Raw genomic sequence first — 23,405 nt, 5'->3', positions numbered from 1 at the left:
ACTTCTACCTTTCTTAAAGCGACGAGTATTTCTTGCGCAGACGCTGACGAATCAGCTCCGCGAGGGTGTTCATGATGAAGGTGAACAACAGCAGCACCAGTGCCGAGAGGAACAACACGCGGTAGTGACTGCCGCCGACTTCCGACTCGGGCATTTCCACCGCGACGTTGGCCGCCAGCGTGCGCAGGCCCTCGAACAGGTTCATCTCCATCACCGGGGTGTTGCCGGTGGCCATCAGCACGATCATGGTCTCGCCGACAGCACGGCCCATGCCGATCATCAGTGCCGAGAAGATGCCCGGGCTGGCGGTGAGGATGACCACGCGGGTCATGGTCTGCCAGGGCGTGGCGCCCAGGGCCAGGGAGCCCAGGGTCAGGCCGCGTGGCACGCTGAACACGGCGTCTTCGGCGATGGAGTAGATGTTCGGGATCACCGCAAAGCCCATGGCGAGGCCGACCACCAGGGCGTTGCGCTGGTCGTAGGTGATGCCCAGGTCGTGGGAGATCCACATGCGCATGTCGCCGCCGAAGAACCAGGTTTCCAGGTACGGGCTCATGTACAGCGAGAGCCAGCCCACGAACAGGATCACCGGGATCAGGATCGCGCTTTCCCAGCCGTCCGGCACCCGCAGGCGGATCGACTCAGGCAGGCGGCTAAAGACGAAGCCAGCAACCAGGATGCCAATCGGCAGCAGCATCAGCAGGCTGAAAATCCCCGGCAGATGCCCTTCCACATACGGCGCCAGGAACAGGCCGGCGAAGAAGCCAAGGATCACCGTCGGCATCGCTTCCATCAGCTCGATCACCGGCTTGACCTTGCGGCGCAGGCTCGGGGCCATGAAGTACGCGGTGTAGATCGCGGCGGCAACCGCCAGTGGCGCCGCCAGCAGCATGGCGTAGAACGCAGCCTTCAAGGTCCCGAAAGTCAGCGGCGCCAGGCTCATCTTGGGTTCGAAGTCGGTGTTGGCGGCGGTGGACTGCCAGACGTATTTAGGCTCGTCGTAGTTTTCGTACCAGACCTTGCTCCACAACGCGCTCCACGAGACTTCCGGGTGCGGGTTGTCGAGCAGCAAGGGTTGCAGCTTGCCACCGGCCTCGACGATCACACGGTTGGCCCTAGGCGACATGCCGAACAGACCCTGGCCGTCGACCACCGGATCGACCAGCAGAGTGCGATGGGCGGTGCTGTGGAACACGCCAAACTGGCCAGACGCGTCGAGGGCGGTGAAGCCTTTGCGTCGCTCTTCGGCACTGATTTCGACGATGGGCGCAGTGCCCATCTGGAAGGTACGGATCTGCTTGAGGCGTTGCTCGCCATCCGGGTCGCGGGCCATGAACCACTGGGCCAGGCCACCTTTGGAATCGCCCATGATCAGAGAAATGCCGCCCACCAGCTGGGTGCTGGCGGTGATTTCAGCATCGCCGTTTTCCAATAACTTGTAGCGACCATTGAGGCTCTTGTCGCGCAGGCTGAACACGTCGGCCAGGGCGCGACCGTTGATCACATACAGCCACTGCTGGCGCGGGTCGATGAAAATCGCCTTCACCGGTTCAGTCATCTGTGGCAGCTCGACACGCTTCTGCTCACTGGTGACTTCACCGGTCATCATGTTTTCTTCACGGCTCAGGGTCAGCACGTTCAGGTGCGAACCGGCTGAACCTGCAACCACCAGCGAGGTGTCGGTGGCGTTGAGGGCGACGTGTTCCAGTGGGCGACCGGCGTCATCCAGCACGATCGGCGTCTCGCCGTAGGGGTATTCGATCGCCGGGCTGATGGTTTTCTTGCCGTCCGGGTACGACACTTTATAGGTGTGGCGAAACACCAGGGTCTGGCCATTGGATAAGCCGAGGATCACCAACGGGCTGCCTGGCTGGTCTTCACCAATGGAGGCCACGCTGGTACCGGCTGGAAGCGGCAGGTCGACACGCTTGAGTTCAGCGCCGCTGTCCACTTCAAAGAACAACGCCTGGCCCTTGTCGGAAACCCGCATGGCAACTTGGTTCTGCTCTTCTAGAGAGATCATCAACGGCTTGCCAGCGTCTTGCATCCAGGCGGGCGTCAGCGCGTCTTCCTTGGTCAGCGAAGCGCCCTGGAACAGCGGCGCGACGACGTAGGCGAGGAAGAAGAAGATCAGGGTAATGGCCGCCAGCACGGCAAGGCCGCCGATCAGCACATACCAGCGGGTAAAACGATCCTTGAGCGCGCGGATGCGGCGCTTGCGTTGCAGCTCAGGCGTATTGAAATCAATGCGCTTGGGGGGAGAAGTTGTCGTCATGGTGGAATTGGCCAGATCATTCATGCGCACACCCTAGCGATCCTGTATGACAGAAAGATGACAGTGCAGTGACGCAACAAATCCGCCGCGAAGCAAAGCTGGCAGCGGATTGAAATTAGGAGGTTCTGTAGGAGCGAGCTTGCTCGCGAAGATCGTCAGCGATAACGCGCCGTTTCTGAATAAACGCGGTGCCCTATCGCCTTTCGCGAGCAAGCTCGCTCCTACAGAAAGGCCGGTCTTACCCGGCCCAGCTACTTAGTTGCCTTCTTTCAGACCCAGGTCAGCCAGTGCCTTGGCGGCCACTTTGGCTGGCAGTGGGATGTAGCCGTCTTTCACCACAACTTCCTGGCCCTGCTTGGACAGCACCAGTTTCACGAACTCGGCTTCCAGCGGGGCCAGAGGCTTGTTCGGGGCTTTGTTGACGTAAACATAGAGGAAGCGCGACAGCGGGTACTTGCCGTTCAGGGCGTTTTCTTCGCTGTCTTCGATGAACTCAGTGGTGCCTTTCTTGGCCAGAGGCACGGTCTTCACGCTGGCGGTCTTGTAGCCGATGCCCGAGTAACCGATGCCGTTCAGCGAAGAGCTGATCGACTGCACGACCGAAGCCGAGCCAGGTTGTTCGTTCACGTTAGGCTTGTAGTCGCCTTTGCACAGGGCTTCTTCCTTGAAGTAGCCGTAGGTGCCGGATACCGAGTTACGACCGAACAGCTGCACTGGTTTGTTGGCCAGGTCGCCGGTCACACCCAGGTCGCCCCAGGTTTTAACGTCGGCTTTGGCACCGCACAGGCGAGTCGAAGAGAAGATCGCGTCGACTTGTTCCATGGTCAGGTGCTGGATCGGGTTGTCCTTGTGCACGAATACCGCCAGGGCGTCCACGGCAACCGGGATAGCGGTGGGCTTGTAGCCGTACTTCTGCTCGAAGGCCGCCAGCTCCGTGTCCTTCATCTTGCGGCTCATCGGGCCCAGGTTGGAGGTGCCTTCGGTCAGCGCAGGTGGCGCGGTGGCGGAGCCGGCAGCTTGAATCTGGATGTTGACGTTCGGGTATTCCTTCTTGTAACCCTCGGCCCACAGGGTCATCAGGTTGGCCAGGGTATCGGAACCGACGCTGGACAGGTTGCCCGACACACCAGTGGTCTTGACGTAAGCCGGAATTGCCGGATCAACACCAGCGGCCACCGCGTTGGCGGTCGCAACGCCAGCAGCGACAAAAGTCATTGCCGCCATCAAACGTTTCAGTTTCATGCCTTGCTCCTAGCAGATAGGGATAATTGGATCGGGGCCAAGTATCGGGAGGCCGTGTGAACACTCTATGTCTTAAATATGACAATTAGATGAAAGGCCACTATCGGAGCAATGACACAACCGGATCGTTCCCACGCGGAGCGTGGGAACGATCAATCTTAGCGGGAACGCCTCCACAGATACCCACCCACCAGCATCCCCATCAAACACAGAGCAGCAACGTAGTAAGCCGGCCCCATGGGGCTCTCCTTCATCAGCAGCGATACCGCCAATGGCGTCAGGCCACCGAACACGGCATAGGCGACGTTGTAGGAGAACGACAGGCCACTGAAACGCACCACTGGCGGGAACGCCTTGACCATCACGTAGGGCACCACACCGATGGTGCCGACAAACAGGCCGGTCAAGGCGTAGAGCGGGAACAGCCAGTCAGGGTGGGCCATCAGGCTGTGGTAGAGCGTCCAGGAGGTTGCCAGCAGCAGCGCGCAACCGGTGACCAATACGCGGCCGGCGCCAAAACGGTCGGCCAGGGCACCCGAGGCGATGCAACCCAGGCTCAGAGTGACGATGGCCAGGCTGTTGGCTTGCAGCGCAACCGTAGGGCTGAAGTGATACACGGTTTGCAACACGGTCGGGGTCATGAGGATGACCACTACGACGCCGGCCGACAACAGCCAGGTCAGCAGCATCGATAACACAATGGCACCGCGATGATCGCGCAGCACTGCACGCAACGGCAGCTCGGCAGCCAGGGTCTTGCGTTGCTGCATCTCGGCGAAAATAGGTGTTTCATGCAGCCAGCGGCGCAGGTACACCGACAGCAGGCCGAATACGCCGCCGAGCAGGAACGGGATCCGCCAGGCGTAATCGGAGACCTGCTCCGGGGTATAGGCCGTATTGATGGCGGTGGCCACCAGCGAGCCGAGCAAGATGCCGGCGGTGAGGCCGCTGGTCAGGGTGCCGCAGGCGTAGCCGATGTGGCGCGGCGGCACGTGCTCGGAGACGAACACCCAGGCGCCCGGTACCTCGCCACCAATCGCCGCGCCCTGGATGACGCGCATCAGCAGCAGCAGGAGCGGCGCCCACAGGCCAATCTGCGCGTAAGTCGGTAGCAGGCCCATGATCAGGGTCGGCACGGCCATCATGAAGATGCTCAGGGTGAACATCTTCTTGCGCCCCAGCAGGTCACCGAAGTGCGCCATGATGATGCCGCCCAAGGGACGCGCCAGGTAGCCGGCGGCGAAGATGCCGAAGGTCTGCATCATGCGCAGCCATTCGGGCATGTCGACGGGGAAGAACAGTTTTCCGACCACGGTGGCGAAAAACACGAAGATGATGAAGTCGTAGAACTCCAGCGCCCCGCCCAAGGCAGACAGCGACAGGGTTTTGTAGTCGTTGCGGGTCAGCGGGCGCGAGGGTTGCGCACTGCTTGCGGGCACGGAAGACATGGCAAGGTTTCTCTTATAGTAGTCAGGACGGCAAGCCCGGGACTTGCGGCAGGCTTGGCAAGATAGCAAATCGCTTCAAAAAGCACAGCGTCGAGCCTTTAACAGTTCAGTGGCAGGCAATCTTATCGACGCAGGCCAGCGCTCAACTCGGCCAGGAGCACAGTTGCCGGAAAAAGCCCCGATACAGCGTCTATTTACCGACCAAATGAGCCTTGGGAGGTCGTCGCGGCGCCAGCGTCTCGATATACTCGGCCCTTGCAAGCGCAGAACCGCGGTCTTGAGGGCTGCTGTGCCAAACGCCGTTGGGGCCGCCCAGCCGGTTTGGCAGAGTTTCCCTTTAGCACGCCTTACGAGAAACGCGTCGAACGCGTATGTTTGTGCTGAAACGTTTTTCCAATAGTCGGCTATCCACTTTGCACCACTTATAAGAAGCGTCACGGGTCAGAGGCACCCCCGGCATGATCGAACTCGAACAAGAAGATCCTATCCCGCAAGGCGATCTCGCCCTGCAAATCACTGCACTCCCGCGTGAAACCAACGGTTTTGGCGATATCTTCGGCGGCTGGCTGGTCGCGCAGATGGACCTGGCCGGCACAGCAATGGCCAGCAAGGTTGCCGGTGGGCGAGTGGCGACTGTGGCTATTGACCGCATGGCCTTCCTGGTACCGGTGGCGGTGGGCGCGCAGCTTTCCTTCTATACCCAGGCCCTGGAAATTGGCCGCAGCTCGATCCAGATGATGGTCGAGGTGTGGAGCGATGACCCGCTGTCCAGCGAATGGCGCAAGGTGACCGAGGCGGTATTTGTGTTCGTCGCCATCGATGGCAGCGGTCGCACGCGGTCGGTACCGTCACGGGCGCGTTAAACATCGCCGGGTTTTGACGGTCAATTGCCCCATTGCCTGCCATTGAGAGAGCTTTGTTATGCCTACGCCCCACGTTGAAACGGTGAAAGTCGACGAGCTGGACTGCTGGCGCATTCGCCACAACGGCGCCGAACTGATGGTGGCCCGGCAGGGTGCGCATATTTTCAGTTATCAGCGTCAGGGCGAGCAGCCGCTGATCTGGCCGAACCCAGAAGCGGTGTTCCAACCGGGCAAAGGCATTCGTACCGGCGTGCCGGTGTGCTGGCCGTGGTTTGGTGTGTTCGACCGTAACCCGCAAAGCGTCAAGGCCATGCGCAAGGGCGAGCAACCTGCCGGTGCCCACGGTTTTGTGCGCACCGCGCTTTGGGAATTGGCCGAGACTGCAATTGAAGGTGAAGCCCTGCGCATCGAGCTGGAGCTGCCGGTGCCTGCGGGCGGCTTTCCCGACTGGCCTCATCAGGTCAACTTGAAGTTAAGACTGCTGTTGGACGATCGACTGCATATTCAACTGACCAGCCACAATCTAGGCACCGACACCGTGACCCTAAGCCAGGCACTGCACACCTACTTCGCCGTGAGCGATGTGCGCAACGTGCAGGTCGAAGGCCTGGATGGCTTGGCGTATATCGATACCGCCGACGGCTGGACCGAGAAGCAGCAAGCCGGCCTGCTGCAGTTCACCGCCGAGACGGATCGCATCTACCTGAATACGCCGACGCAGTTGAGCATTGTCGATCAAGACTGGCAGCGCCGCGTCCAACTCACCAGCCAGGGCTCAAACTCAACGGTGGTCTGGAACCCGTGGACCGAACGAGCCAAGGCGCTTGATGACATGGCCGATGACGGCTGGCAGGGCATGTTGTGCATCGAAACGGCAAATGTGCTGGATGACGTGGTGAGCCTGGCGCCCGGTGAAAGCCACACTCTGGGTGTAAGCATCACCAGTATCACCTTGTAAACCCAATCAAATGTGGGAGGGGGCTTGCTCCCGATAGCTTTGGTTCAGTCAATATCTTAAGTGACTGAAGCACCGCTATCGGGAGCAAGCCCCCTCCCACATTGGTTATGTGTAGGGTTTTAGAGATCGGATTCCTTCACTACCCGCACTTTCCCCGCCTCCAACGCATAAGCTGCATCGGCCAAGTCATTGTTGACCTTCTCCACCTTCAACGTGCCCGTCACCCAGAGCGGCGTGTAGATATCATCCAACTTCAACCCCTTGGGATATCGAACCAGCACCAGTTGGTTAGGCGGCGGTGGCGGCACATGGATGCAGGCGCCCGGATACGGCACCAGGAAGAACAGCGTGCTGCGACCCTTGGCATCGGTTTCCAGCGGCACTGGATAGCCGCCAATGCGGATGTTCTTGCCGTTCATGGCCGCCACGGTCTTGGTGGAATACATCACCGCGGGCAAGCCTTTGCTCTGCTTCAACCCACCTTTGTCGGTGAACGTGCCTTGGGCTTCGGGGGAATTGTGGTCGATCTCGGGCATGGCCTCGAGGGCTTTCTGGTCCGAAAGCGGCATCAGCTCAAGCCAGTCAGTTTCCGGCAGTTCGCCAGCATGGGTCAGGCCAGGGGCCAGCAGCAGAAGGGTCAATAGAAGACGGCGCATGGAGAGGCTCGGCAAATACAAGTGCCGAGCATTCTAGCCCTCTGCGCCTGCGCAGCGCAGAGGACTTTGTCGGCTGATTACTTCTTTTTGATCAGGCCGTAGATCACCAGCAACACGATGGCACCCACCAGTGCGCCGATGAAGCCCGCACCCTGGCCTGCCTGGTAGATCCCCAGTGCCTGGCCGCCGTAGGTCGCGGCCAGGGAGCCGGCGATACCCAGCAGGATGGTCATGATCCAGCCCATGCTGTCGTCGCCAGGCTTGAGGAAACGCGCCAGCAGGCCAACGATCAAGCCGATAAAGATGGTTCCAATGATACCCATGGCATTTCCCTCTGATTGAATATGAGTCATGACAAAGCCTAGTCAGGCTTTGTCATCCTGCAATCAGAGAGACGACGGTGATCAATGGTTCCCGTCGTCTGCTGGGTTATTGCTCGGCGATCAACGCTTCGACCTTGAGGATCTGCGCTTGCAGGGTCGCACGGTCCTTGCAACGCAGGTTGGCATGACCGACCTTGCGTCCGGCCTTGAACGCCTTGCCGTAGTGGTGCAGGTGGCAGTCGTCGATGGCGATTACCCGTTCAACCGGCGGTACCACGCCAATGAAATTGAGCATGGCGCTTTCGCCGACCTTGGCCGTAGAGCCCAACGGCAAGCCCGCTACCGCCCGCAGGTGGTTTTCGAACTGGCTGCACTCGGCGCCTTCGGTGGTCCAATGCCCGGAGTTATGCACGCGGGGCGCGATCTCGTTGGCCTTGAGGCCGCCGTCGACCTCAAAGAACTCGAACGCCATCACACCGACGTAATCCAGCTGCTTGAGCACACGACTGGAATAGTCCTCGGCGAGGGCCTGCAACGGGTGATCGGTGCTGGCCACGGACACCTTGAGAATGCCGTTGACGTGGGTGTTGTGCACCAAGGGGTAGAAACGGATCTCGCCATCGCGGGCTCGCACGGCAATCAGCGAGACTTCGCCGGTGAACGGCACGAAGCCTTCCAGCAGGCAAGGAACGCTGCCCAGTTCGGCGAAAGTGCCGACCACGTCGGCTTCGCTGCGCAGGACTTTCTGGCCCTTGCCGTCGTAACCCAAAGTGCGGGTTTTCAACACGGCCGGCAGGCCGATGCTGGCGACAGCGGCGTCCAGGTCCGCCTGGGACTGGATGTCGGCGAAGGCCGGGGTCGGGATGCCCAGGTCCTTGAACATACTCTTCTCGAACCAGCGGTCGCGAGCGATGCGCAAGGCTTCGGCGCTCGGGTAAACCGGTACAAATTGCGACAGGAAGGCCACGGTTTCGGCCGGGACGCTTTCGAACTCGAAGGTCACCAGGTCGACTTCATCGGCCAGTTGTCGCAGATGGTCCGGGTCGCTGTAGTCAGCACGCAGGTGTTCACCCAGGGCGGCGGCGCAGGCGTCCGGCGCCGGATCCAGAAAAGCGAAATTCATTCCAAGCGGAGTGCCCGCCAGGGCCAGCATGCGGCCCAGTTGGCCGCCACCGATTACACCGATTTTCATCGTCATCAACCTCAGGCGATACGTGGGTCTGGATTGTCCAGCACGCTGTCTGTCTGCTCGGCACGGAATTTTTTCAGCACCGCGTGAAACTGCGGGTGCTTGGCGCCCAGGATGCTGGCGGACAGCAACGCGGCGTTGATCGCGCCGGCCTTGCCGATCGCCAGGGTCGCCACCGGGATACCGGCTGGCATCTGCACGATGGACAACAGGGAGTCCACGCCCGAGAGCATCGCCGACTGCACCGGCACGCCAAGCACCGGCAGGTGGGTCTTGGCTGCACACATGCCTGGCAGGTGTGCCGCGCCACCGGCACCGGCGATGATCACCTCGATGCCACGGGATTCTGCTTCATCGGCATACTGGAACAGCAGATCCGGTGTGCGGTGGGCAGAGACCACCTTCACTTCATACGGAATGCCGAGTTTTTCCAGCATATCGGCGGTGTGGCTAAGGGTGGACCAATCGGACTTGGAGCCCATGATCACGCCAACCAATGCACTCATCGTCGTGCCTCTTCTCTCTGGGCGCCTGCAGGCGCGTCAAAAAACAACAAGCCACGCGGGAGACCGGCGTGGCTTGTTGTACGAATTAGTTTCGGGCCAGAACTGCCTACGCTCAATCAGGCTGCGTTAAAAACAAACTCGGAATGCTCATTGGCTAAAGCCAACTCCGCTTTCTCGCTTGTTTTTGCCTTGCCTGATCTTCGCTCGGCGAGTTCTGACCTCGAAACGCGGCCGGTTGGACCGGCCGAAGGCCGCGCAGTATACCGTAATAATCCAGATAAACAGCCCCTGGAATGACCATCTGTCTAGCCGCCCAAACCGGCGGTTTTATTGACTCTTGAGTCAGTCCCCTACACCGCAAAACCCTGTGGGAGGGGGCTTGCTCCCGATAGCGGTGTTTCAGTGTCCTAATCAGCGCCTGACACACCGCTATCGGGAGCAAGCCCCCTCCCACATTGGATCTGTGTCAGGCTCAGGTACTTTGCGCCGCGCCTCCTTCCAGCTTGCGCCACAACAAACGCACATTCGCCTTGCGCACCAGCGCGCAGCGATACAGGCGGATTTCCAGCGGCACATGCCACTGCGGCCCGCCGCATACCACCAATTCGCCTCGGGCCAGTTCGGCACGCACGCTTAACTGCGGCACCCAGGCGATACCCAAGCCTTCAAGGGCCATGCTCTTGAGGCTGTCGGCCATGGCGGTTTCATAGATGGTAGTGAAGCGCAGGGCGCGCTGGCGCAGCAGCAAATTCACCGAGCGGCCAAGGAACGCCCCGGCGCTGTAGGCCAGCAACGGCACACTGCCCTCGCCTTCGAGGTCGAACAGCGGCTTGCCGTCGGCATCGGCGGCGCACACCGGGAGCATTTCGGTGTTGCCCAAGTGCAGCGACGGGAATATCTCGGCGTCCATCTGCATGGCGGCATCCGGGTCGTAAAACGCCAGCATCAGGTCGCAACCGCCTTCGCGCAGAGCATGCACGGCATCACCGACGTTGGTGGCGACCAGTCGCGTGGCGATGTTCAGGCCCTCGTTGCGCAGCTGTGCGATCCAACGTGGGAAGAACCCCAGTGCCAGCGAGTGCGCGGCCGCCACCTGCATGACTTCGCCCTGCCCGCCTTCCAGGTGATGCAAATGGCGTAATACTTCGCCCAGCTGTTCGACCACCGTGCGCGCAGTCACCAGAAACAGCTGCCCCGCCGCCGTCAATTCCACGGGCGTGCGTGAGCGGTTGACCAGGGTCAGGCCCAACGCGGCCTCAAGGCTACGGATACGGCGACTGAACGCCGGCTGGGTGACAAAGCGCCGTTCCGCAGCCTGGGAAAAACTGCGGGTGGCCGCCAGGGCGCTGAAGTCTTCCAGCCATTTGCTCTCAAGGTTCATCACTTCCTCCCAAGGGTATGCACCATTTTGGCACACACGCCCGCCATCATAGCTGGGTCACATCCACATTATGCCGTTTGTGCATAGGCCAGTGTTTAACAGCATTGGCCCAAAAAGTTCTACAAGCCTAGCATTCGCAGCGTTCCGGCCAGTTCCGGGTCCATATCGAGATGATTTCCGTCATGTCCTCTGCTGCATCTTTCCGTACAGAAAAAGACCTGCTTGGCGTACTCGAAGTACCGGCTCAAGCGTATTACGGCATCCAGACCCTGCGAGCGGTGAATAATTTCCGCCTCTCGGGCGTTCCGATTTCGCATTACCCGAAATTGGTGGTCGGCCTGGCGATGGTCAAGCAAGCAGCGGCGGACGCCAACCGCGAACTGGGTCAGCTCAGCGACGCCAAGCACGCTGCCATCAGCGAAGCCTGTGCCCGCCTGATCCGCGGCGACTTCCACGAAGAATTCGTGGTGGACATGATTCAAGGCGGCGCCGGCACTTCAACCAACATGAATGCCAACGAAGTCATCGCCAACATCGCGTTGGAGGCCATGGGTCACCAGAAGGGTGAATACCAGTACCTGCACCCCAACAACGACGTGAACATGGCGCAGTCGACCAACGACGCCTACCCGACTGCGATCCGCCTGGGTCTGCTGTTGGGCCATGACGCTCTGCTGGCCAGCCTCGATAGCCTGATCCAGGCGTTCGCCGCCAAAGGTGCCGAGTTCAGCCACGTGCTGAAAATGGGTCGCACCCAATTGCAAGACGCCGTGCCGATGACCCTCGGCCAGGAATTCCGCGCCTTCGCCACCACCCTGGGTGAAGACCTGGCGCGCCTGAAAACCCTGGCGCCGGAGCTGCTCACCGAAGTGAACCTGGGCGGCACCGCCATCGGTACCGGCATCAACGCCGACCCGCGCTACCAGGCCCTCGCCGTACAACGCCTGGCGACCATCAGCGGCCAGCCGCTGGTACCGGCGGCCGACTTGATCGAAGCCACCTCCGACATGGGCGCTTTCGTACTGTTCTCCGGCATGCTCAAGCGTACTGCCGTGAAGCTGTCGAAGATCTGCAACGACCTGCGCCTGCTGTCCAGTGGCCCACGTACCGGCATCAACGAGATCAACCTGCCGGCGCGCCAGCCAGGCAGCTCGATCATGCCCGGCAAGGTCAACCCGGTGATCCCGGAAGCGGTCAACCAAGTGGCGTTCCAAGTTATCGGCAACGACCTGGCCCTGACCATGGCAGCCGAAGGCGGACAACTGCAACTGAACGTGATGGAGCCGCTGATCGCCTTCAAGATCTTCGATTCGATCCGCCTGCTGCAACGCGCCATGGACATGCTGCGCGAGCATTGCATCGTCGGCATCACCGCCAACGAAGCCCGCTGCCGCGAACTGGTGGAGCACTCCATCGGCCTGGTCACCGCGCTGAACCCCTACATCGGCTATGAAAACGCCACCCGCATCGCGCGTATCGCCCTTGAAAGCGGCCGCGGCGTGCTGGAACTGGTGCGTGAAGAAGGCTTGCTCGACGACGCCATGCTCGACGACATCCTGCGCCCCGAAAACATGATTGCCCCACGCCTGGTCCCGTTGAAGGCCTAAGCGTTTGTTGCACCGCTCACCAGGTTGAGGGACTAGACACCTCTCACCTTTTGAGGGCCTGAAGGCTCGTTCTTCAGGCCCTTTTTTTTTGCTTGTAGGAGCGAGCTTGCTCGCGAAAAACGTAAGGAGACCGCAACCATCCAGACAGCCAACTTCATCGTTAACGACCTTCGCGAGCAAGCTCGCTCCTACAAACCTTTAATCAGCCCGTGCAGACGGATCAGTCTCGCCTAGGTATAGTGCCGCCCCTCTCGCGTCTGCGGCCATCGGTAACGAGGCCCGGGTACCACGCGAAACCGCATGAATAACAACACCCGCAAAAGGATGGGGATCGAAGCGTCGTGCACTGCCTGGTGCCGAGCGATGCATCGGACCGTCCTGCGTTTGCCATCAGAAAAATCAGCGAGGAACACTCCATGCTCGAAGTCATCAACGACTTCCTCTCAGGGAAAGTACTGATCGTGCTCATAGTCGGGCTCGGCGGTTATTTCACGATCCGCTCGCGTTTCGTTCAACTGCGTCACTTTTTCCATATGTTCTCGGTGTTTAAAGACAGCCTGAAGAGCAGTGCCGGCCAACTCAGCTCGTTCCAGGCGCTGATGCTCAGCCTGGCGGGCCGCGTGGGTGCCGGTAACATTGCAGGCGTCGGTATTGCCGTGACCCTGGGTGGCCCGGGCGCCGTGTTCTGGATGTGGGTCACCGCACTGGTGGGCATGTCCTCGAGCTTCATCGAGTGCTCCCTTGGCCAGCTGTACAAACGCACCGACGCCGAAGGCACCTACCGTGGCGGCCCGGCGTATTACATCCAGCATGGCCTGCACAAACGCTGGCTGGGCATGGTCATGGCGTTCCTGCTGCTGGTGACCTTCGGTTTTGCCTTCAACGGCCTGCAAGCCCACGCTGTGACCCACTCGCTGAACAACGCCTTCGGCCTGGATACCACTTACACCGGCCTCGCGCTGGCGGTGTTGCTGGGCCTGGTGTTCATTGGCGGGATCAAGCGTATCGCCTCGATCGCCGACCTGCTGGTGCCGGTCAAGACCCTGGTCTACATCGCCGTGACCCTGTACGTGATCGTGCTGCAATTCGACCACGTACCCGCCATGCTCGCGACCATCGTCAAGAGCGCCTTCGGCCTCGACCAAGCCTTCGGTGGCCTGGTCGGCAGCGCAATCATCATGGGTGTGAAACGCGGCGTATTCGCCAACGAAGCCGGCTTGGGCAGTGCGCCTAACGTAGCGGCAGTCGCTTCGGTAGAACACCCGATTGCCCAAGGTGTGGTGCAAGCGTTCAGCGTGTTCCTCGACACGTTCATCATCTGCACCTGCACCGCGTTGCTGATCCTGCTCTCCGGTTTCTACACCCCGGGCTTTGAAGGCGACGGCATTGCCCTGACCCAGAACTCCCTGGCGGCGGTGGTCGGCGACTGGGGCCGCATGTTTATCTCGGTGGCCCTGGCGTTGTTCGTGTTCACCTCGATCATGTACAACTACTACCTGGGCGAGAGCAACCTGCGCTTCCTGGTCGGCAATAACCGCAAGGTGCTGATGGGCTACCGCGCATTGGTATTGGTGCTGATCTTCTGGGGTTCCATCGAGAACCTGAGCACCGTGTTCGCCTTCGCCGACATCACCATGACCATGCTGGCGTTCGTCAACCTGTTCGCCCTGGCGTTCCTGTTCAAGATCGCCATGCGTATCCTGAACGACTACGACAACCAGCGTGCAGCAGGCATCAAGACCCCGGTGTTCGACTCCAGCCAGTTCCCTGACCTGGACCTGGACCGCAAGGCCTGGCCGGCCAACCCGGTAAAACCGGAGCCTGCCGTGCAAACCACTGCTGAATCAATCGCCCCTGCGCAACGCTAAGCGTAGATAGATGACACGCCGCCCGGCCTTGGGCATGCTCTGGGCCCGGCGGCGTTTTTCGTTCAGGAGATTCTTCAATGCATTCAGCTAACAACGTGATGGTGCTCTACACCGGTGGCACCATCGGCATGCAGGCCAGCGCCAACGGCCTGGCCCCGGCATCGGGTTTTGAAGCGCGCATGCGCGAGCAGCTTGCCAATCAATCGATACCCGCCTGGCGCTTTCGCGAGATGTCACCGCTGATCGATAGCGCCAACATGACCCCGGCCTATTGGCAGCGTCTGCGCAGCGCCGTGGTTGAAGCGGTGGACGAGGGCTGCGATGCCGTACTGATCCTGCACGGCACCGACACCCTGGCCTACAGCGCGGCAGCCATGAGTTTCCAACTGCTGGGCCTGCCCGCACCGGTGCTGTTTACCGGTTCGATGCTGCCCGCCGGCGTGCCGGACAGCGATGCCTGGGAAAACGTCAGCGGCGCCTTGACCGCGTTGGGCGAAGGCTTGGCATCCGGCGTGCAGCTGTATTTCCACGGCCAACTGCTACCGCCGACCCGTTGCGCCAAGGTGCGCAGCTTCGGCCGTCATCCATTTGCAGCCTTGCAGCGCATGGGCAACCAGCCCCGTGCCGAATCACTGCCGGCCACGCTGGATTATCGCCAGCCCAAGACCATGGCAGATATCGGCGTATTACCGCTGGTGCCTGGCATGCGCGCCGCGCTGGTGGACAGCCTGGTCGACAGCGGCATACAGGCGCTGATCCTGGAGTGCTATGGCAGCGGCACCGGGCCCAGCGACAACCCCGAGTTCCTCGCCAGCCTCAAGCGCGCACAGGCCCGGGATGTGGTGGTGGTCGCCATTACCCAGTGCCATGAAGGCGGTGTGGAACTGGATGTCTACGAAGCCGGTAGCCGCTTGCGCGATGCCGGAGTGCTGTCGGGTGCTGGCATGACCCGTGAAGCGGCGTTCGGCAAGCTCCACGCCCTGCTCGGTGCTGGCCTGGCCTGTGAAGAGATCCGCCGTCTGGTGGAGCTGGACCTGGGAACCGAGGCCCTCCCTAGATAACTACCCCCTGCCCTGTCTTGCGCCTTTCTAGCATGGAAACCCCGGGACTGACCCTCCGGTTGCTCCCATCCATCGGCAAGACAGGGATGTACCATGACCACTTCAAGCGCCACCGCGCAGGCTGCCAAACCCGAAGACCTACCTCTTAAACTGATCACCCAGCTGTGTGCCGGTCCCTCGATCACCGAGGTGGCCGGCCAACTGCTGCGCGAATCCCTGGAAGAACAATACCCCGACCTGCACATCAATCCGGACACCACCCTGCTGGGTACGCCGGTGTGGGAGCTGGTCGACGACAAGATCATCTCCAGCCCCCCGCACTATCAAACTCTCAGTACCCTGCTGGCCAGGCAGGCAGTGCTCAAGACACCGACCTTGTGCATCGAAGGCGAGCATTTTCTCACCCCCCTGCCACTCACCGAACCGGCGGTGCATTTGCCGGTGCGCATCGTCGAAATCGCTAACGTCATCAATGTCCTGGCGCCTGTGGTGTTCGAAGCGCTCAAGGAACAGCTGGTGAATTACTGGAACATCAGCAACGGCAATGGTCCGCACTGGCACGAGCTATCCAACACATTGCGCAACACCTGGAATGTACAGCAGGTGGACGGCTGGACCGACGATGACTGTGCGCTGGCCCGCCGTTTGTACCACTCGCCCGACCCGGCGAGCCGCAGCTCTGACGGCAAGTTCCAGGTCTGCCTGGTCGACGTCGATCTGGTCAGCGATGGCAAGCCCAGCCACACCCCGCAAGTATTTATTGCCGTACTGTTGGGGCAGTCCGAGGGACAAGACGTCATCCTTTGCCAGTCTTTCGACGGCTACAAAAAATTCACCACCCAGGACCAATTGGGCGAGTACCTGACGACGCTGGTGTATCAGCCAATTACCTATGAGCGCTTGCAGTGGCGCCTGTATGAACCCGTCGGCAACTTTTTCGAGCAGCTGGCCTTCTCCCTGATCACCCTGCAAATCGACGCCTTCACCACCGTCGGCATCGACACATCGGCCACATCGAAGAAACCACCCTTGAGTGTACTGACGGGAACAACCGGGCAGGTCAGCCCGAAGGGCCCGGAACTTGACTGGTATCGACAAGTGCTGCCGGGCTGGCTCGCCCAGGCCTCTGAATCAGATCGGGGCTTTTATTCGCGACACCTCAAGGACCTGGCCGCGCTGCACAGCCAGAACGAGGGCAAGACCTACCAGGACGACATTCCCGCCATCCAACAGTACGCCCGTGACACGCTCAAGGGGCAGATCATCAAGGAGCACCCCGAGGCTGCTCACATGGCACTCGACACCCTGACCATCCAGGTGCAAAGCCAGGTGGTGTGGGGCACATTTGCGGTACCTGGGCAGATCGAAACCAGCACCTTCAGCCTGGTTGAACTGGCCCTGCAAAACCTGATCGCGTTGCCGGTGGGTAATCAAAGCCTGCGCATGCAGACGCGCAAGGCCCTGCCTCAGTGGCTGACCGTCGACTATGTAAAATCCCTTATCACCAAAGTCGATATCGGCAGTGCCTACCCGGCGCTGATACGCAGCAAGTTGATCGATGACTCCGCAGAGTCGGCGCGGCGCAAAACCCTGTACACCCAGCACTTGCGCATCCAGCTGCCGCTACTGGCCCTGCAGCACAAGATACGCCAGGAAGGTGGAATCGATGAGCGTGGCTATCGCTATGTGGCGGCCGCCCTGCAGGCAGAAACCGCCGACCGTTATGTCGATGGGCAAGCCATCGTCATCCGCCCCCTGGCCTTGGTACCCAAGCGCCGGCAGAGCAACGAGCAGGATGTGGTGAGCAACATGTACATCATCGGCCCGCAAAATCCCGAAACCGGACCCTGCCTGTTATATCGCCCGCTGTTTGAAGCCGTGCTGTTGCAATACCCGTCACCGGCGAACCTGCTGTATGCCATCGCACAATCCCCGACTCTGCGCGACTCGGTGGTCGCCTGGCTGCCCGACGCCGTGCGTACCGACTACTCCAACTATGTATTTCCAGGTGACTTGCCGTCACCCTGGGCGGTGGCCGACTTCCTCGTGGAACCGGACAAGCTATGGACTTACAGCGGCCCCATGAGCCTGGGCCAGCAAACCCTCAACGGTGACCTGTTCACCAGCCTGTTTGATGCCAACGCCAAGGCACTGGTGGAGCTGGCGGACCGCCAATCGGTGTCCAACGCGGAAAACCGCTGGGCCACGCTCAAGCAGGCCGGTTGGTTGCTCTTCAATGCGGCGTTGCCCTTCATGGGCCGTGTTGCGAATACCGGTGCCTGGATCTGGCAGATCCTCGACCAGGTGCAAACCTTCGTCGAGGCCCGCAAACACGGTGAACAACAGGCACAATGGTCGGCGCTCACCGATGTACTGCTTAACCTGGGCATGGCTGTCACCTTGCATGTGGCCACCGGCGCCCGCCCTGGTTCCGGTGCTGCCAAGGTCGAGGCTGAAACACCCAGCGTCGGCGCTGAAACCTCGATCAGCGTGGAACAGCTCTCCACCCGCACCAAGGAGCAGCCGCCTGCCGATCATGACCTGCCACTCAACACCCAAGGCGCAATCACACGCACAACCAGCAGCCTGGCGACGGTACTGGACAGTTTCAAAATAGAAAAACCCACGGGCCTGGCAAGCGCCATCAGCGATGAAGGCCCATACCAACATCTTTACCGGCTTGAACAGCATTACTACGCGCCGGTGGGCACCCGCTGGTTCGAGGTCAAACTGGTCGGTGATGAAACCTTGGTCATTGTCGATCCCAAGCAGACCAGCCGCACGGGCCTGCCGCTTATTCACAACGCCCGGGGCGAGTGGTTTATCGACGCCCGTCTGCGCCTGGCTGGCGGCGGGCGCAAAGGCAAGCAGAAAAAGGCAGCAGACAAAGCAAAGGCCGAATCCGAGAAGCTGATTACCAGGCTGAAGACTTTCGAGCAAACCAAGAAAGCGGCACAACGGGACCTGCAACAGGCGTTCCAGGCGATGCAGGATGCCTCTGGCAGCTCAACCCAGTCCAAACGCCAGGCCTACATGAACAAACTCGACAGCCACAGCCTGGAATACGAAGAGGTACGCCAACACTTGATGACCTTGAACGTCTTCACCCAAGTTCCTGATTTCCAGCAAAAAGCCCTCGGTTATGTGAAGGCGCAACTGGACCTCAACGAGGCAGGCATCCGGGAGCTGCAAATCCGTTTCACCCCGCAACTCAAAACGGTGCTGGACCAGATCGAAACCCCCTCGACGTCGGCCCAGGCCAACCGCATCACTGACGCGCAGCTGATGACAGACCTGTGCGGTGACATGATCAAGCGCCTGGATTACACCCAGACGCGCTTCACCGAATTACGCGAACTGGCCCGGGCGGGCACACAGCTGATTCGAGCAGCCAAAGCCAAACTGCCGCTCTATACCAGCGATCATCTGCGGGCCCTGCAAGTGACGCTGGCGCGAAACCTGTGCCTGGAGCCGCAATCAATCACCACCGAGCCTGACGCCTGGAGCCTGATCGGCAAGATTGTCGACACAGCAGATATTGCGGTGGAGACCTTGCAGGACGCCCTGAAAGAGCGCAGCAAATCACGCCTGGACGAGCGCATTGAAACCCTGGCGAGCCTGGTGGAGCAGTTCCAGCTGATTGACGAACGCCTGCAGGATTTCTCCGATGACTACCCCGAACAAGCCCTCGATACGCCCATTGAAAACCTGCGGACGATGCTGAGCACATTTGCCAATCGAGCCAAGGCCGCACTGGCGCCCCTGCACTTTGAACAAGCGGATGCCCGCATCCGGCCGACACCGCCGCCGACACCGCCAAGGCCGATGAAAAAATTTATCCATACCCGCTTCAACGGCACGTTAATCGGCGAGCCACGCCTGACTGCGGTAGGGCTTGAGACTGACCTTGTCGACATCAAGTCGCCGTTGACCCATAAACTCATCGCCACTTTTCACGAAAAAACCCCGGGTGTCTGGGTCGAGCACCTATCGCCTGGCACTCCCCCGCCCGTATCTGCAGCCCCAACGATCGAAGCCAGCGTTGCCCATGGCCAGTCGCTGATCGACCAACTACCGGCGTTCCAGGCCCGAGCCACGGCGCAAATCGGCAAGCCGTCCCGCACCCCCATCGGCATCGAACATATGTTTCATCAACATGCGCAGCTGCTGGAACTGGCCGCAAAGGCTATCGAAGAAGCGCTGACCCAGGTCAACGCCACGGAAAGCGAGCAGCCCGCCGCCGCCGCATTGGGCAAAAAACTCAATGATGCCGCGCAAGCCCTTTACCAGCAGGCCAACGAGCAGGTGCAGACAATGATCAAGCAACGGACACCCACGTTCTCAAGGGTTGAATGGCTTACCAGCCGCAACTTGGTCACCATCAAGAAACCAGCCAAACGACGCCGTCTCAAAAGCGCTACCAAGGATTATCTGGACGAATACACCCTGACCGATGAGTCCACGCAAACCGTGCTTTGGTATGCCCACTTCCATTACTCGACCTCCGATGCCCCGCTCGACCGCTTTCTCTCCGCTCGCTTGAAGACCCCGCAAGAGCAAGCGCAAGGCAAGGCGGCCGATGACGTTCAAGGGCTCAACGCACAGCAACAAGTCGATTTCTATCGCAGCACCATTAACCTGGCCCAGGCCAAGCGCGTTTTCTTCCCACCCGAGCGCAATTGATCGACCACGGCACATAACTTGCTCCAGCCTGTTAAACCCAGGCTGGAACCCACCATGCTGCATTCACACCTGACTACCCTCAATGCGGTCTCGCGGGTGCTGGACACCTTCAAGGCCGAAGGCGTGAGCTATGACATTCTGCTGGCCGGCAGCGGTATTTGCGAAGCCGACCTGGCACGCGCCGACACTCATATCACCACCCACCAGGAAATGCGCGTGTGTGCCAATGCCGTTGCCTTGCGCCAGGACGTGGGCCTGGAATTGGGGCAGCGCATGCACGTGTCGTCCTACGGCTTGCTCGGTTATGCCTTGCTCACCAGTGCCACCTTCGGTGACGCCTTGCAACTGGCCCTGCGCTACCCGGCGCTATTGGGAACACTTTTTGAGCTGAGCCTGGAGCCGGACGGCCAACGCATCTGGTTGACCGCTGGCGGTTACCGCGAGGACCCAGCCCTGACCCAATTCAACGTGGAGTTTTGCCTGGTTTCGCTGAAGGTCATCTGCGCCGATCTACTCGGCCAGCCCCTGCCGTTGCTGGGCGCCCGCTTTGCCTACCCCAGCCCCGTTTACCAGGCACGATATGCCGAGCATTTCGCCTGCTCGTTGCAGTTTTCCGCTCAGGCCAACGCCTTTGCATTCGACCGGCGCTGGCTCGAACAACCCCTACCGCTGGCCGATGTCATTACCCATCGCGCCATGGCCGAGCGTTGCCGCAAACAGAATACCGAGTTCACCGGGCGCCAGGCCTGGCTGGGCCGGGTTCGCCATCTGCTCGGTGCACAGTTGGACGCCGCGCCTGGGGTTGATGGGTTGGCGGCGCAAATGAACTGTTCCTCGCGCACCTTGCGCCGCCACCTGCATGAGCTCGGTTGCAGCTATCAGGAGCTGTTGGACGAACTGCGCTTCGAACGCGCCAAGCAGCTGCTTGGCGCCGATGAACTGCCGATCCACCGGATTGCCGAGCAACTGGGCTTCAGTGAAACCGCGAGTTTCCGACATGCCTTCGTGCGCTGGAGCGGCGTGGCGCCCAGTCAATTCAGGCCGTAACCGGGGGCGAATAACGGACATAAACATTGGCCCTATTCATCCCCTTTTGGCCGCTCCTGCCGTTCTCCACCGCCCCGCTCGCCGCAACACTGCAAGCATTGCACCCAGCCTGCGGAGAACAACACAATGCTGACGATCTACTCGGACGATCACCATCTGCACCACGGCCGTTGTGAACTGATGGATGGGCAGCTGATGCCCTGTTTCGAAATGCCCTCGCGAGCCGACCACGTACTGCAACGGGTCAAGGACCGCGAACTGGGCCCGGTGCAGGCGCCGCAGGACTTCGGCCTGGCGCCGCTGCAACGCATTCACAGCCGCGAGTACCTGGATTTTTTCAAAGGCGCCTGGCAACGCTGGACCGAGTTCGGCCAGGACGGTGACCTGTTGCCCTACACCTGGCCTGCGCGCACCTTGCGCCGGGTATTACCCACCAGCCTGCACGGCCAGTTGGGTTATTACAGTTTCGACGGCGGCGCGCCGATTACTGCCGGCACCTGGCAAGCCGCGTACAGCGCCGCCCAGGTTGCGCTCACTGCACAAGAGGCGATCCAGCAAGGTGCGCGTTCGGCCTTTGCCCTGTGTCGGCCACCGGGCCATCACGCTGCCAGCGACTTGATGGGCGGCTATTGCTACCTCAACAATGCGGCCATTGCCACCCAGGCGTTTCTCGACCAGGGCCATACGAAGGTCGCGATCCTCGATGTGGATTACCACCACGGCAACGGCACCCAATCGATTTTCTACACCCGCAGCGACGTGCTGTTCGCCTCGATCCATGGGCACCCGGAGGCGGAATTCCCGTTCTTCCTCGGCTATGCCGACGAGCTGGGGGAAGGCGCCGGGGTTGGCTTGAACTTCAACTATCCGCTGCCGGCGGGTTCAGGCTGGGAGCGCTGGAGCCAGGCGCTGGAACAAGCCTGCCAGGAGATCGAACGCTACGGCGCCGATGTGATCGTGGTGTCCCTGGGCGTGGACACCTTCAAGGACGACCCCATTTCACAATTCAAGCTCGACAGCCCGGACTACCTGGCCATGGGCGCCCGCATTGCGCGCCTGGACAAACCCACGCTGTTCGTCATGGAAGGCGGCTACGCCGTAGAAGAGATCGGCATCAATGCCGTCAATGTGCTCGAAGGTTTTGAGGAGTGTGTGCAATGAACCTGTTCAAGGTATTCGCCCTTTGTATTGCCGTACTCGGCGGCGCGGTCCACGCCGAAGAAAAAACCCTGAAGGTCTACAACTGGTTCGACTACATCACCCCAAAGGCACTTGAAGACTTCAAGGCGCAGAACCCACAGATCAAGCTGGTGTACGACATCTTCGATACCAACGAGGCGCTGGAAGCCAAGCTGCTCACCGGCAACTCCGGATATGACGTGGTAGTGCCGTCCAATGTGTTTTTGGCCAAGCAGATTGAAGCCGGCGTGTTCCAGCCCCTGGACCGCAACCAACTGCCCAACTGGAAGCATTTGGACCCCAAGCTGATGAAGCTGATCGAGGCCAACGACCCTGGAAACAAGTTTGCCGTGCCCTACATGTACGGCACTATCCTTATCGGCTTCAATCCGGCCAAGGTCAAGGCAGCATTGGGTGACAGCGCGCCAGTGGACAGCTGGGACCTGATCTTCAACGAAGCCAACCTCAGCCAGCTCAAGCAGTGCGGCGTGGCCTTGCTGGACTCGCCCTCGGAGATCCTGCCCCTGGCGCTGCAACACCTGGGCCTGGACCCCAACAGCAACAATCCCAAGGACTACGCCAAGGCCGAAGCGCTGATGATGAAGATCCGCCCCTTCATCACTTACTTCCACTCATCCAAATACATGGCCGATATCGCCAACGGCGACATCTGTGTGGCCGTCGGTTATTCCGGCAGTTTTTCCCAGGCCGCCAACCGCGCCAAAGAAGCTAAAAACGGAGTGACCGTGGACATGCGCCTGCCCAAGGAAGGCGCACCGATCTGGTTCGACATGCTTGCCGTTCCCAAGGGCGCCCAGAACCCCGAGGACGCCTACACCTTCATCAACTACCTGCTGCAGCCGGACGTCATTGCGCCGATCAGTGATTTTGTCGGCTACCCCAACCCCAATAAGGACGCCACCGAACAGGTCGCCCCGGCAATCCGTAACAATCCCAATCTGTACCCTACCGAAGCAGCCATGGCCACGCTCTACACCCTCAAGCCCCTGGGCCGGGAGGCCGAGCGCGCCCGGACGCGGGCCTGGACCAAGATCAAGTCCGGTACCTGACCGCCTGTGGGGCGAGCGTGCTCGCCCCCTTTACTTATCTACCGTTCTC

17 protein-coding genes are annotated in these 23,405 nt (G+C 60.6%); 9 read left to right on the top strand and 8 right to left on the bottom strand.

What is annotated here, in order from left to right; translation table 11 throughout:
* Positions 1–13 precede the first annotated feature (13 nt).
* From KVH01_RS05515 to KVH01_RS05505, 3 genes are all read right to left on the bottom strand, one after another.
* Entirely contained in the window at positions 14–2,047 is a 2,034-nt protein-coding gene (locus tag KVH01_RS05515; protein ID WP_200893566.1) for an ABC transporter permease subunit, read from the bottom strand.
* A gap of 483 nt (positions 2,048–2,530) precedes the next feature.
* Complete coding sequence (locus tag KVH01_RS05510; RefSeq protein ID WP_043048135.1) at positions 2,531–3,517, bottom strand: phosphate ABC transporter substrate-binding protein PstS; 987 nt, start codon at positions 3,515–3,517, stop codon at positions 2,531–2,533.
* Positions 3,518–3,675: 158 nt separating this feature from the next.
* Positions 3,676–4,965, bottom strand: coding sequence for an MFS transporter (locus KVH01_RS05505; protein WP_057011472.1), 1,290 nt, complete (start codon positions 4,963–4,965; stop codon positions 3,676–3,678).
* A 458-nt stretch (positions 4,966–5,423) separates the two neighbouring features.
* On the opposite strand from KVH01_RS05505, the gene KVH01_RS05500 reads away from it, so the two are divergent.
* Together KVH01_RS05500 and KVH01_RS05495 are read left to right on the top strand one after the other, a co-directional pair.
* Positions 5,424–5,828 carry an acyl-CoA thioesterase gene (locus KVH01_RS05500; protein WP_003176975.1) on the top strand — a complete coding sequence of 135 codons (405 nt, stop codon included), beginning with the start codon at positions 5,424–5,426 and terminating at the stop codon, positions 5,826–5,828.
* Between the two features lie 58 nt (positions 5,829–5,886).
* Positions 5,887–6,786 carry a D-hexose-6-phosphate mutarotase gene (locus tag KVH01_RS05495; RefSeq protein WP_217880718.1) on the top strand — a complete coding sequence of 300 codons (900 nt, stop codon included), beginning with the start codon at positions 5,887–5,889 and terminating at the stop codon, positions 6,784–6,786.
* A 119-nt stretch (positions 6,787–6,905) separates the two neighbouring features.
* Here the strand turns inward: KVH01_RS05495 and KVH01_RS05490 are convergent, their stop codons facing one another.
* The 5 genes from KVH01_RS05490 to KVH01_RS05470 form a co-directional block, all read right to left on the bottom strand.
* The gene (locus tag KVH01_RS05490; RefSeq protein ID WP_043048138.1) at positions 6,906–7,442 is read right to left on the bottom strand and encodes a DUF3299 domain-containing protein; all 537 of its coding nucleotides are present in this window, start codon (positions 7,440–7,442) and stop codon (positions 6,906–6,908) included.
* Between the two features lie 77 nt (positions 7,443–7,519).
* A complete protein-coding gene (locus tag KVH01_RS05485) occupies positions 7,520–7,765 on the bottom strand; it encodes a GlsB/YeaQ/YmgE family stress response membrane protein (RefSeq protein ID WP_005792540.1) in 246 nt (81 codons plus the stop codon).
* 106 nt (positions 7,766–7,871) lie between these two features.
* On the bottom strand, positions 7,872–8,957 hold the full coding sequence (locus KVH01_RS05480) for a 5-(carboxyamino)imidazole ribonucleotide synthase (protein ID WP_043048140.1): 1,086 nt from the start codon (positions 8,955–8,957) through the stop codon (positions 7,872–7,874).
* 11 nt (positions 8,958–8,968) lie between these two features.
* Positions 8,969–9,460: a 5-(carboxyamino)imidazole ribonucleotide mutase gene (gene purE / locus KVH01_RS05475; RefSeq protein WP_003176980.1), complete on the bottom strand. Its 492-nt coding sequence runs from the start codon at positions 9,458–9,460 to the stop codon at positions 8,969–8,971.
* Between the two features lie 472 nt (positions 9,461–9,932).
* Complete coding sequence (locus KVH01_RS05470) at positions 9,933–10,841, bottom strand: LysR substrate-binding domain-containing protein (RefSeq protein WP_043048142.1); 909 nt, start codon at positions 10,839–10,841, stop codon at positions 9,933–9,935.
* A 182-nt stretch (positions 10,842–11,023) separates the two neighbouring features.
* On the opposite strand from KVH01_RS05470, the gene aspA reads away from it, so the two are divergent.
* From aspA to KVH01_RS05435, 7 genes are all read left to right on the top strand, one after another.
* Positions 11,024–12,448 (top strand): aspartate ammonia-lyase, encoded by a 1,425-nt coding sequence (gene aspA, locus KVH01_RS05465; protein ID WP_043048143.1) that lies wholly within the window; start codon positions 11,024–11,026, stop codon positions 12,446–12,448.
* Positions 12,449–12,864: 416 nt separating this feature from the next.
* Complete coding sequence (locus KVH01_RS05460) at positions 12,865–14,316, top strand: alanine/glycine:cation symporter family protein (RefSeq protein WP_217880717.1); 1,452 nt, start codon at positions 12,865–12,867, stop codon at positions 14,314–14,316.
* A 77-nt stretch (positions 14,317–14,393) separates the two neighbouring features.
* Entirely contained in the window at positions 14,394–15,377 is a 984-nt protein-coding gene (locus KVH01_RS05455) for an asparaginase (protein WP_217880716.1), read from the top strand.
* Positions 15,378–15,470: 93 nt separating this feature from the next.
* Entirely contained in the window at positions 15,471–20,060 is a 4,590-nt protein-coding gene (locus KVH01_RS05450; RefSeq protein ID WP_217880715.1) for a hypothetical protein, read from the top strand.
* 54 nt (positions 20,061–20,114) lie between these two features.
* Entirely contained in the window at positions 20,115–21,107 is a 993-nt protein-coding gene (locus KVH01_RS05445) for an AraC family transcriptional regulator (RefSeq protein WP_217880714.1), read from the top strand.
* Between the two features lie 126 nt (positions 21,108–21,233).
* The gene (locus KVH01_RS05440; protein ID WP_217880713.1) at positions 21,234–22,268 is read left to right on the top strand and encodes a histone deacetylase family protein; all 1,035 of its coding nucleotides are present in this window, start codon (positions 21,234–21,236) and stop codon (positions 22,266–22,268) included.
* Positions 22,265–23,356 (top strand): polyamine ABC transporter substrate-binding protein, encoded by a 1,092-nt coding sequence (locus tag KVH01_RS05435; RefSeq protein ID WP_217880712.1) that lies wholly within the window; start codon positions 22,265–22,267, stop codon positions 23,354–23,356. Before KVH01_RS05440 ends, KVH01_RS05435 begins: the two co-directional genes overlap by 4 nt.
* The last annotated feature ends 49 nt before the right edge of the window (positions 23,357–23,405 follow it).

It is taken from the genome of Pseudomonas khavaziana, from assembly GCF_019145205.1.
Classification (GTDB): Bacteria; Pseudomonadota; Gammaproteobacteria; order Pseudomonadales; family Pseudomonadaceae; genus Aquipseudomonas; species Aquipseudomonas khavaziana.
Note: the sequence above shows the minus strand (reverse complement) of the source record. Positions and strands in the feature narration are given on the sequence as shown.

What these genes read in the sequence shown, in the direction of transcription:
- KVH01_RS05495 (WP_217880718.1), top strand. Translation starts at nt 5,887, where the DNA reads ATGCCTACGCCCCACGTTGAAACGGTGAAAGTCGACGAGCTGGACTGC.
- aspA (WP_043048143.1), top strand. Translation starts at nt 11,024, where the DNA reads ATGTCCTCTGCTGCATCTTTCCGTACAGAAAAAGACCTGCTTGGCGTA.
- KVH01_RS05490 (WP_043048138.1), bottom strand. Translation starts at nt 7,442, where the DNA reads ATGCGCCGTCTTCTATTGACCCTTCTGCTGCTGGCCCCTGGCCTGACC.
- purE (WP_003176980.1), bottom strand. Translation starts at nt 9,460, where the DNA reads ATGAGTGCATTGGTTGGCGTGATCATGGGCTCCAAGTCCGATTGGTCC.
- KVH01_RS05500 (WP_003176975.1), top strand. Translation starts at nt 5,424, where the DNA reads ATGATCGAACTCGAACAAGAAGATCCTATCCCGCAAGGCGATCTCGCC.
- KVH01_RS05515 (WP_200893566.1), bottom strand. Translation starts at nt 2,047, where the DNA reads ATGCAAGACGCTGGCAAGCCGTTGATGATCTCTCTAGAAGAGCAGAAC.
- KVH01_RS05445 (WP_217880714.1), top strand. Translation starts at nt 20,115, where the DNA reads ATGCTGCATTCACACCTGACTACCCTCAATGCGGTCTCGCGGGTGCTG.
- KVH01_RS05455 (WP_217880716.1), top strand. Translation starts at nt 14,394, where the DNA reads ATGCATTCAGCTAACAACGTGATGGTGCTCTACACCGGTGGCACCATC.
- KVH01_RS05440 (WP_217880713.1), top strand. Translation starts at nt 21,234, where the DNA reads ATGCTGACGATCTACTCGGACGATCACCATCTGCACCACGGCCGTTGT.
- KVH01_RS05460 (WP_217880717.1), top strand. Translation starts at nt 12,865, where the DNA reads ATGCTCGAAGTCATCAACGACTTCCTCTCAGGGAAAGTACTGATCGTG.
- KVH01_RS05450 (WP_217880715.1), top strand. Translation starts at nt 15,471, where the DNA reads ATGACCACTTCAAGCGCCACCGCGCAGGCTGCCAAACCCGAAGACCTA.
- KVH01_RS05480 (WP_043048140.1), bottom strand. Translation starts at nt 8,957, where the DNA reads ATGAAAATCGGTGTAATCGGTGGCGGCCAACTGGGCCGCATGCTGGCC.
- KVH01_RS05485 (WP_005792540.1), bottom strand. Translation starts at nt 7,765, where the DNA reads ATGGGTATCATTGGAACCATCTTTATCGGCTTGATCGTTGGCCTGCTG.
- KVH01_RS05470 (WP_043048142.1), bottom strand. Translation starts at nt 10,841, where the DNA reads ATGAACCTTGAGAGCAAATGGCTGGAAGACTTCAGCGCCCTGGCGGCC.
- KVH01_RS05505 (WP_057011472.1), bottom strand. Translation starts at nt 4,965, where the DNA reads ATGTCTTCCGTGCCCGCAAGCAGTGCGCAACCCTCGCGCCCGCTGACC.
- KVH01_RS05435 (WP_217880712.1), top strand. Translation starts at nt 22,265, where the DNA reads ATGAACCTGTTCAAGGTATTCGCCCTTTGTATTGCCGTACTCGGCGGC.
- KVH01_RS05510 (WP_043048135.1), bottom strand. Translation starts at nt 3,517, where the DNA reads ATGAAACTGAAACGTTTGATGGCGGCAATGACTTTTGTCGCTGCTGGC.